Source organism: Streptomyces sp. HSW2009 (assembly GCF_040240285.1).
In the GTDB taxonomy this organism is placed as follows: Bacteria; Actinomycetota; Actinomycetes; order Streptomycetales; family Streptomycetaceae; genus Streptomyces.
The window spans coordinates 1-919 of sequence record NZ_JBEHZD010001074.1 but is presented as its reverse complement, the minus strand read 5'-3'; the positions used below and the strand labels follow the sequence as shown (position 1 = coordinate 919).

Here is a 919-nt window from a genome sequence, read left to right as displayed (position 1 = left end):
TTTTACCACCCCCCCCCCCCAACCCCCCCTCGCTGGCCTTCGGGGGGGGTGGTTTTGGTTAATACCCCCCCGGGGCCGTGGGGCTCCGGGGCGGTGGGCGGAGGGTTCACGGGGTGCAGCTCTGGACGAAGGACGCGGCGACCGCGGGGGTGGCCGCCCAGTGCAGGTGGAGGTACGAGGCGTGCACCCGGTCCCGTACGAAGCCCTCCACGCGCCGGGCCGGCCGCACCACGCCCCAGGCCGGCAGCGTCGGGGAGGCCGGGCCGGCAGCGGGGTCGGGCGCCGAGCCCGGTTCGCCGCCCGCCTCCGGCGTGATGACCGTCCGGTGGAACTCGTGGCCGCGCACCCGGGCGCCCACCGGCAGCAGCGCACTGGGCGACAGGGCGACCGCCTCCCGGTACCCCAGGGTCAGCCGACCCGACATGCGGGCCTCGGCCGGCAGCACACCGCACATCGGCAGGGGCGCGCCGGCCGCGCTGTCCGAACCCGCGGCGGGGCCGGGGTCGAGCGAACGGGCCAGGTAGAGCAGGCCCGCGCACTCGGCGGCGATCGGCGCCCCGGAGGCAGCGAGCGCGGCTACGGCGGCGCGCAGCGGCGCGTTGGCGGACAGTTCGGCCGCGTACACCTCGGGGAACCCGCCGCCGATGACCAACCCGCGGGTGCCCGCGGGCAGTTCCGTATCGTGCAGCGGGTCGAAGGTGACGACCTCGGCACCGGCCGCGGTCAGCAACTCGGCGTGTTCCGCGTACGAGAAGGTGAACGCCGAGCCGCCGGCGACGGCGCCCCCCCGCCCCGCCCCCCCCCCCCCCCCGCACCCCTCCCCCCCCCCCCCCCCCCCCCCGCCCCTCCGCCCACCGCGGGGCGACCCACCGGGGCGGCACGGCGGCGGGCCCGACCGAGGTGGCCCGGTCCGGCCGGC

The 919-nt window shown here is 79.1% G+C and carries 1 pseudogene; it reads right to left on the bottom strand.

The features are described from left to right. Positions 1-106 precede the first annotated feature (106 nt). Positions 107-919 (bottom strand): annotated as a pseudogene (locus AAHZ94_RS34615) (hypothetical protein); the annotation flags it as partial.